Source organism: Streptomyces cupreus, assembly GCF_014257025.1.
GTDB lineage: Bacteria > Actinomycetota > Actinomycetes > Streptomycetales > Streptomycetaceae > Streptomyces > Streptomyces cupreus.
In genome coordinates this window covers 73,726-80,678 of the sequence record NZ_JACMSF010000043.1, presented here as the reverse complement: position 1 = coordinate 80,678, position 6,953 = coordinate 73,726, and the positions used below count along the sequence as shown (strand labels likewise).

At 70.8% G+C, this 6,953-nt stretch carries 9 protein-coding genes and 3 tRNA genes; 7 read left to right on the top strand and 5 right to left on the bottom strand.

What is annotated here, in order from left to right; translation table 11 throughout:
• Positions 1–4: 4 nt before the first annotated feature.
• Together H4N64_RS31650 and H4N64_RS31645 are read right to left on the bottom strand one after the other, a co-directional pair.
• A tRNA-Cys gene (locus H4N64_RS31650) sits at positions 5–78 on the bottom strand.
• Positions 79–118: 40 nt separating this feature from the next.
• Positions 119–191 (bottom strand) — tRNA-Gly (locus tag H4N64_RS31645).
• Positions 192–380: 189 nt separating this feature from the next.
• Between H4N64_RS31645 and H4N64_RS31640 the strand changes: the two genes are divergently transcribed.
• From H4N64_RS31640 to H4N64_RS31630, 3 genes are read left to right on the top strand one after another with little or no spacing between them, the layout of a single operon-like run.
• Entirely contained in the window at positions 381–1,421 is a 1,041-nt protein-coding gene (locus tag H4N64_RS31640; protein WP_186285865.1) for a chorismate-binding protein, read from the top strand.
• Complete coding sequence (locus tag H4N64_RS31635; protein ID WP_186285864.1) at positions 1,418–2,239, top strand: aminotransferase class IV; 822 nt, start codon at positions 1,418–1,420, stop codon at positions 2,237–2,239. Before H4N64_RS31640 ends, H4N64_RS31635 begins: the two co-directional genes overlap by 4 nt.
• 52 nt (positions 2,240–2,291) lie before the next feature.
• On the top strand, positions 2,292–3,116 hold the full coding sequence (locus H4N64_RS31630; RefSeq protein ID WP_186285863.1) for a GNAT family N-acetyltransferase: 825 nt from the start codon (positions 2,292–2,294) through the stop codon (positions 3,114–3,116).
• 8 nt (positions 3,117–3,124) lie between these two features.
• On the opposite strand, the gene H4N64_RS31625 is transcribed toward H4N64_RS31630, so the two are convergent.
• Positions 3,125–3,652 (bottom strand): DsbA family protein, encoded by a 528-nt coding sequence (locus H4N64_RS31625; RefSeq protein WP_186285862.1) that lies wholly within the window; start codon positions 3,650–3,652, stop codon positions 3,125–3,127.
• A 138-nt stretch (positions 3,653–3,790) separates the two neighbouring features.
• Between H4N64_RS31625 and H4N64_RS31620 the strand changes: the two genes are divergently transcribed.
• Together H4N64_RS31620 and H4N64_RS31615 are read left to right on the top strand one after the other, a co-directional pair.
• Positions 3,791–4,273 carry a hypothetical protein gene (locus tag H4N64_RS31620; RefSeq protein WP_186285861.1) on the top strand — a complete coding sequence of 161 codons (483 nt, stop codon included), beginning with the start codon at positions 3,791–3,793 and terminating at the stop codon, positions 4,271–4,273.
• Between the two features lie 153 nt (positions 4,274–4,426).
• Positions 4,427–4,579, top strand: a complete 153-nt coding sequence (locus H4N64_RS31615; RefSeq protein ID WP_176711650.1) for a hypothetical protein — start codon at positions 4,427–4,429, stop codon at positions 4,577–4,579.
• A gap of 111 nt (positions 4,580–4,690) precedes the next feature.
• On the opposite strand, the gene H4N64_RS31610 is transcribed toward H4N64_RS31615, so the two are convergent.
• Together H4N64_RS31610 and H4N64_RS31605 are read right to left on the bottom strand one after the other, a co-directional pair.
• Positions 4,691–5,251 (bottom strand): CGNR zinc finger domain-containing protein, encoded by a 561-nt coding sequence (locus tag H4N64_RS31610; protein WP_186285860.1) that lies wholly within the window; start codon positions 5,249–5,251, stop codon positions 4,691–4,693.
• Positions 5,252–5,541: 290 nt separating this feature from the next.
• Positions 5,542–5,955: an SsgA family sporulation/cell division regulator gene (locus H4N64_RS31605; protein WP_004002642.1), complete on the bottom strand. Its 414-nt coding sequence runs from the start codon at positions 5,953–5,955 to the stop codon at positions 5,542–5,544.
• 191 nt (positions 5,956–6,146) lie between these two features.
• On the opposite strand from H4N64_RS31605, the gene H4N64_RS31600 reads away from it, so the two are divergent.
• Both H4N64_RS31600 and H4N64_RS31595 read left to right on the top strand, forming a co-directional pair.
• The gene (locus H4N64_RS31600) at positions 6,147–6,599 is read left to right on the top strand and encodes a TIGR02611 family protein (protein ID WP_186285868.1); all 453 of its coding nucleotides are present in this window, start codon (positions 6,147–6,149) and stop codon (positions 6,597–6,599) included.
• A gap of 88 nt (positions 6,600–6,687) precedes the next feature.
• A tRNA-Val gene (locus H4N64_RS31595) sits at positions 6,688–6,759 on the top strand.
• The last annotated feature ends 194 nt before the right edge of the window (positions 6,760–6,953 follow it).

The following is a 6,953-nucleotide window of genomic DNA, read 5'->3' as shown; positions in this document are numbered from 1 at the left end:
TCCTTGGAGGTGGAGACGGGATTTGAACCCGTGTAGACGGCTTTGCAGGCCGTTGCCTCGCCTCTCGGCCACTCCACCAGGAGTGCGGGGGTTCGGGATGATCCCCCTTGCTCTTCCGAGCGAACGACGAGGTTCGAACTCGCGACCTCAACCTTGGCAAGGTTGCGCTCTACCAACTGAGCTACGTTCGCCTGTCTTTCCGATTCGCTTGCGCGTCCCGGCGACGTGTTGAACTCTAGCGGATTCCTGGGCCAGTACAAAAACGCGTTTGTGCAGCGTGCTGCGCCTCACCCCCGCCCGACCTGCTCCGAGACGTGGTCAGAGCCCTCGCGAGGACATGCCCAGGTCACCGGGGAGACACCCGCCATAGACTCGACACCGTGCTCGACCTCCCTCCTCTGGCCCGCTTCGGCGACCGTCTCGCCGCCGGCCTCCTCGACGTCACCAGCGACCCCGCGGCCCTGGACTCCACCGGCTTCTGGGCCGTCGCCGCGGACTTCGAGGGCCGGCTGACCTGCGCCCGCTTCCGGGACGTACGGGAGTCGCCCGTGCCCGCCCCGGTGCCCGGCGCCTGGCTTGGTCCGGCGGCGGACGACTGGACCTCCTCCCTCGACAATGCCGCCTACACCACGGGCGTGCGCCGCATCCGCGAGCACATCGCGGCCGGCGAGGTCTACCAGGCCAACCTCTGCCGGGTGCTCTCCGCGCCCGTCGCCGCCGACGCCGACGTGGACGCCCTGACCGCGCTGCTGGCCCGCGGCAACCCGGCGCCGTACGCAGGAACGATCCGGCTGCCGGAGCACGGCGTGGAGATCGCCACCGCCTCCCCGGAGCTGTTCCTGCGCCGACGCGGCCGGATCGTGGAGTCCGGGCCGATCAAGGGCACCGGGCGCACCGAGGCGGACCTGCTGGAGAAGGACTACGCCGAGAACGTGATGATCGTGGACCTGGTCCGCAACGACATCGGCCGCGTCTGCGCCACCGGCTCGGTCAGCGTCCCCGACCTGTGCGCCGTGGAGAAGCACCCGGGCCTTGTCCACCTCGTCTCCACCGTACGCGGCGAGCTGCGCCCCGATGCCGGCTGGCCCGAGCTGCTCGCCGCCGCCTTCCCGCCCGGCTCGGTCACCGGCGCGCCCAAATCCAGCGCGCTGCGGATCATCGACGCGCTGGAGACGGCGCCCCGGGGCCCGTACTGCGGCGGCATCGGCTGGGTCGACGCGGACCGGGGGACCGGGGAGCTCGCGGTCGGCATCCGCACGTTCTGGATCGACCGCGCCGAGGGCGCGCTGCGCTTCGGCACCGGCGCCGGTATCACCTGGGGCTCCGACCCGGAGGGGGAGTGGCGGGAGACCGAGCTGAAGGCGTCCCGGCTGCTCGCGGTAGCGTCGGGGGCGTACGAAGCAAGTGGAGGACTGACGTGAAGATCTGGCTCGACGGCGGGCTGCAGGACATCGAGTCCGCCCGTGTCTCCGTCTTCGACCACGGGCTGACCGTGGGCGACGGCATCTTCGAGACGGTGAAGGCGACGGACGGCGAGCCGTTCGCGCTCACCCGTCATCTGAACCGGCTGACCCGCTCAGCGCGCGGTCTCGGCCTGCCGGACCCCGACCACGACGAGGTCCGCCGCGCCTGTACGGCCGTGCTCGAAGCGAACCCGATGCCGCTCGGCCGGCTGCGCATCACCTACACCGGCGGCCACGGCCCCCTCGGTTCCGACCGCGGCGAGCACGGCCCGACCCTCGTGGTCGCCCTCGGCGGGACCACCCGCCGCCCCGACTCCACCGCCGTGATCACGGTCCCCTGGACCCGCAACGAACGCGGCGCGCTCACCGGCCTGAAGACGACCTCGTACGCCGAGAACGTCGTCGCCCTCGCCCGCGCCCACCAATACGGCGGCTCCGAGGCGCTGTTCGCCAACACGGTCGGCCAACTCTGCGAGGGCACCGGGTCGAACGTCTTCGTCGTCCTGGACGGCGAGATCCACACCCCGCCTCTCGCCTCCGGCTGTCTCGCCGGCATCACCCGCGAGCTGGTCGTGGAGTGGACGGGCGCCAAGGAGACCGATCTGCCGCTGGACGTCCTCCGGCGGGCCGACGAGATCTTCCTGACCTCTACCCTGCGCGACGTACAGGCCGTGCACCGCGTCGACGAGCGCGAACTGCCCGGCGCCCCGGGCCCGGTGACCGCCAAGGCGATGCGGATCTTCGACGAGCGGTCCGGCCAGGACCAGGATCCGTGAGCTGGGGGAAAAGAGGCTGACGTGAGCCTCCAGCGCGGGTAGAACACCCGTGATGACCACGACCCTGCGGCCGACCGAGCCGCTCCAGCGAGACGCCGACGGGATGCTGTCCCGCCACTTCCAGGTGTGCGTGAACAGCCGTCCCGTCGGTGCGATACACCTGGCGACGGACCCTCTCTTCGGGCCGACCGTCGCGCGCATCAGCGACCTGAGCATCGAGGAGCCGGACCGCAGACGCGGCCGGGGTACCGTGGCCGCGCTCGCCGCCGAGGAGGTGGCCCGCGGCTGGGGCTGCACCCGCGTCGAGATCAGGGTGCCGGGCGACTCCGAGCCCGCGCTCAGGCTCGCCACCGCGCTGGGCTACGTCCACCGCAACCGCGGCATGGAGAAGCAGCTCGCCGCCACCCCGCCCGAGCTGCCCTCGGGCAGCCGCGGCCGGCCCATGACGGAGGCCGAGTACGGGCCGTGGGTCGAGCACGGCAACGAGCACTGCGCGCAGAGCTGGATCGACCGCGGCGTGCCCGAGGACCAGGCGTGGGCCAAGGCGTTGAGCGACATGTCCAAGCTGCTCCCGCAGGGCCTGGCCACCGAGAACATGGTCATCAGCGTCCTGGAGCACGAGGACGAGGCCGTCGGCACCCTGTGGGTGTCGGTGGCCGGGGACAAGGCGTTCGTCTTCGACGTCGAGGCCGACGCGCGCTTCCGCGGCAGGGGCCACGGCCGGACGCTGATGCTGCTGGCCGAGGCCCAGGCGGTGGCCGCCGGGAAGCGGGTCATCGGCCTCAACGTGTTCGCGGACAACACTCCGGCCGAGCGCCTGTACGAGTCACTGGGCTATGTGCCGGTGGGCTGGTCGATGTACAAGAACCTGCTCTGAGCCTGAGGTCAGTCCTGCCCGGCCTCGGCGAGCAACCGGTCCACGATCTCCTCCACGCGCTCACGCAGCCCCTCCTGGCTCTTGCCGCCGTCGAGGCGTTCGTCGCCGACGACGTACGTCGGGGTGCCGCTCACGCCGATCGCCTTGCCCTCGGCCTGGTCGGCGTCCACGATCAGGATGTGCCGGCCGTCGATCAGCGCGGTGTCGAACTCCTCGGCGTCCAGACCGAGTTCCCGGGCCACCTCGACCAGGAAGGGTTCCCCCTTACGGTCCAGTTCCTCGACCCGGCCGAGCACCGCCTCCACGTACGGCCACCCCTGCCCCTGTTCCAGGGCCTCCTCGGCGGCCTGCGCGGCGGCGAAGGAGTGCTTGTGCTTCTCCAGCGGGAAGTGCCGCAGCCTGAGCTCCAGCCGGTCGCCGTAGCGGGCGCGCAGGGCCCGCAGGTCGTCGAGGGCGGTACGGCAGTCCGGGCACTGGAGTTCGCACCAGAAGTCGAGGACGGGTGCGGTGGGACGGACGGGGGAGGAGTCGCTCATGCGCCCAGTCTCCCAGCCCGGTACCCGCCGGGCCCAATCAGGGATCCGCGCCCCGACCGGCACCTTCGGAGGAGCCGACCCGGAGATGTCCCTGATGTCCGGCGGGAGCATGGCCCGGCGGGGCCTCGCAGGTGCAGGATGGAAGGGACGAAGGCTCCGCGCCTGACTGAATCCTGCCTGGAGGACCGGATGATTGCCGAGACCCTCTGTTCCGCCGTCGCCGCGGCCGGCCTGGGCATCGCGGCGGTCACGGCGTACCGCAAGCGTTTCCTGTCCGCCGCCCGGATCGCCGCGTACTCACTCGTCCCGCTCGGACTGGTGATGACAGGGGTGGTTCAGTGGCTGGCGGACACCGCGTTCAGCCCGACCGCGTGGGCGGGCTTCGGCGTGCTCGGCGTCTCCTGGATGCTGTTCGCGAGCACCCGCGCGGTGGAGCGCCGCCGGGGTGGCGGCACCCGCAAGGAGCGCAAGGAGGCCCGGTCCGCTCAGCGCGGGGCGGTGGCCCCGGCGGCCTCGGCGCCCTCCCTGGGCTCCAGCTCCCGTCCGGGGGCCAAGCCGGCGGCGGCACCCCAGGAGGACTTCAGCGACATCGAGGCCATTCTCAAGAAGCACGGCATATGACGGCCGCATGCCGACTGAAACGACACAGTGGGTCGCCGCCCGTCCCTGATCGATCACGACCCGTGCCGGACATCGCGGATTAAGGCGAACTCCCGCTACTTCCGGGCGTGTTGATCGCGCCGGGAGGGTCGGCTGGGCCATCATCGCCGCGAGATGCTGGACACGACACAGAGCGAGACCGCGCCGCCGCAGGACGAGCCGCGCGGATGCCTCTTCGCCCTTTCCCAGCCACCGCTGATGATCTTCCTTGCGGTGATCGGGTGTCTGCTGCTCATGGCTGCGCTGCACGATCTGCTGCTGCTCTGAGCCGTACCCGCGGCCCCCGGCGCCACCCGCCGGGGCCCGCGTCGACGCCGATGTCCCACGGGACGCCGATGTCTCAGGGGCGGCCGACCGTCCGGTCCCGCCGCCGGGGCCTCAGCCCGCCGCCTCCTTGCGCCGCGCCCGGTAGGCGGCGACATGCAGCCGGTTGCCGCAGGTGCGGCTGTCGCAGTACCGCCGGGAGCGATTGCGGGAGAGGTCGACGAAGGCACGCCGGCAGTCGGGGGCCTCGCAGCGCCGCAGCCGCTCCTGCTCCCCGGCGACCACGAAGAACGCCAGGGCCATGCCGCAGTCGGCCGCCAGATGGTCGGCGACGGACGCTCCGGGCGCGAAGTAGTGCACATGCCAGTCGTAGCCGTCGTGGTCGGTGAGCCGCGGAGTTGTGCCTGCGGCGGCGACCAGCTCGTTGATCAGGCCGGCGGCGCTCCGGGCATCCGGTGCCGCGAAGATCCCGGCGAACCTGGCCCGGATCTTGCGCACCGCGGACAGGTCCAGCTCCGAGAGCACGCCGACATCGCTGATCTCGTGCTTGCGCACGAAATCGGCGAGCGCCGCGACGTCCGGCAGCGCGTCCTCGGTCGCGTCGTCCTCCGGTGCGGTGTTCACCAGATCCACGACGGCGTCGAGGGCGCACCGGGTGTCGTGGGTGATCAGCACGTTTCGCTCCCTGGCCTGAGGGGCGGGCGCGGGCGCCCGCCGATGCTGGCCGATGGTAGTAGCTTCGCCGACGGCGGTACGGCCGCGCCAGACGCGTAGTGGCCGGGGGCAACCGAATGGGGCGCCGGACTGCGAGTTCAGGCCTCGCTCGGAGCGGACCCACGCACGTCGACGCCGCCCCGCGAGTGACTCACGGTGACGGCGTCGGCGCATACCGTATGCGATTGTTTGTCCTGGGCCCGAGCCGTCTCCCCGAGTCGACGGCGTCGGGCGGCTTGTCGGTGCCCGCCTCAGCTCTCCGCCAGGATGTGTGAGAGCTCCTGGTCGAGGTCGAAGTGCCGGTGTTCCGTGCCGGGGGGCACGGCGGCGTCTGTTCGCTTCAGGAAGGACTCCAGGGCCCGTGCCGGGGCTTCGAGCAGGGCCTCGCCCTCCGGGGAGCTCAGGGCGATGCAGACGACGCCCTGGCCGTGGCTGCGCGACGGCCAGACTCGGACGTCGCCGGTCCCGGTGGGCCGGTGCAGGCCCTCGGCCAGGAGGTCGCGGGCGAACACCCACTCGACGGTCTCCTCGGCTCCGGTGTGGAAGGTGGCGTGCACGGCGTAGGGGTCGGCCGTGTCGTACCGCAGGCCTGCGGGGACAGGCAGGGAGGACTCGCTCGACACAACGAGGCGCAGGTGCAGCTCGCAGCTGACCGTGGTGTTCATAAGCGCCAGGGCCTTTCGCTCAGTGTGCGCTCGGGGATTCGCACGTCGGCGAAATCGACATGCCACCTACGGTGCCGTTGTAAACCCCTCTGAGTGTTTTGCGTGTCTTTACGTAACTCTTCCGGCCGACGACCCGTTCGCGAGGTACGACCATTCCGGTGACTGGTTTCTCTCGGGTAGGGTTTGGCCGTATGAACACGGGGAGTAGTGAGCCTGGCGAGGTGGCCATGGCGTCGAACGAGACCGAAGTGGACAGGGCGAAGAGCGAGCAGGGGCTCGGTTCGAGAGCACCGGAATTCATCAAGGCACGCCGTCTGCTGCACGTGAGCTGGCAGGTGGGCGTCTTCATCATCGGCCTGGCTGTCGTGGGGCTCGGCATCGTGATGCTGCCGCTGCCCGGCCCCGGCTGGGTGGTGATTTTCGCTGGCATGGCGATCTGGGCGACCGAGTTCGTCTGGGCCCAGCTGGTGCTGCGCTGGACCAAGCGCAAGGTCACCGAGGCCGCCCAGCGCGCCCTTGATCCCAAGGTGCGCCGCCGCAACATCATTCTGACGTCGGTCGGTCTTGTGATCGTGGCCGTCCTGTGTGGGATCTACCTCTGGAAGTTCGGGCTCGTGATGCCCTGGAAGATCAAGGACCAGTGATCCGTCGAGGGGGTGCGGGTGCCCGGCGCTCAGTGTCCTTGCTGGTCACAGGCACCCCCTGACATGGGGTAATGTTCTTCCTGCGCCCGGGCGATTAGCTCAGTGGGAGAGCGCTTCGTTCACACCGAAGAGGTCACTGGTTCGAACCCAGTATCGCCCACCCGGGACATCGGCCCGTCTGCCTCAGAGCAGACGGGCCGTCGTCGTTCGGGGCGGCCGTGGACCTTCCGTCGCTCGGGACGACTTTCGGCCGAGCGGTCTCCGCGTCCGGCGCCCCACATCCCGTTCGGTCGGCCGAGCCCACGCGCCCCACCTGCGGTAACTCCCCGCAGGGCGCTCGTCGTTGCCCCCATG

Coding starts and splice junctions, on each gene's coding strand:
- H4N64_RS31630 (WP_186285863.1), top strand. CDS start 2,292: ATGACCACGACCCTGCGGCCGACCGAGCCGCTCCAGCGAGACGCCGAC.
- H4N64_RS31625 (WP_186285862.1), bottom strand. CDS start 3,652: ATGAGCGACTCCTCCCCCGTCCGTCCCACCGCACCCGTCCTCGACTTC.
- H4N64_RS31620 (WP_186285861.1), top strand. CDS start 3,791: ATGGAAGGGACGAAGGCTCCGCGCCTGACTGAATCCTGCCTGGAGGAC.
- H4N64_RS31615 (WP_176711650.1), top strand. CDS start 4,427: ATGCTGGACACGACACAGAGCGAGACCGCGCCGCCGCAGGACGAGCCG.
- H4N64_RS31605 (WP_004002642.1), bottom strand. CDS start 5,955: ATGAACACCACGGTCAGCTGCGAGCTGCACCTGCGCCTCGTTGTGTCG.
- H4N64_RS31600 (WP_186285868.1), top strand. CDS start 6,147: ATGAACACGGGGAGTAGTGAGCCTGGCGAGGTGGCCATGGCGTCGAAC.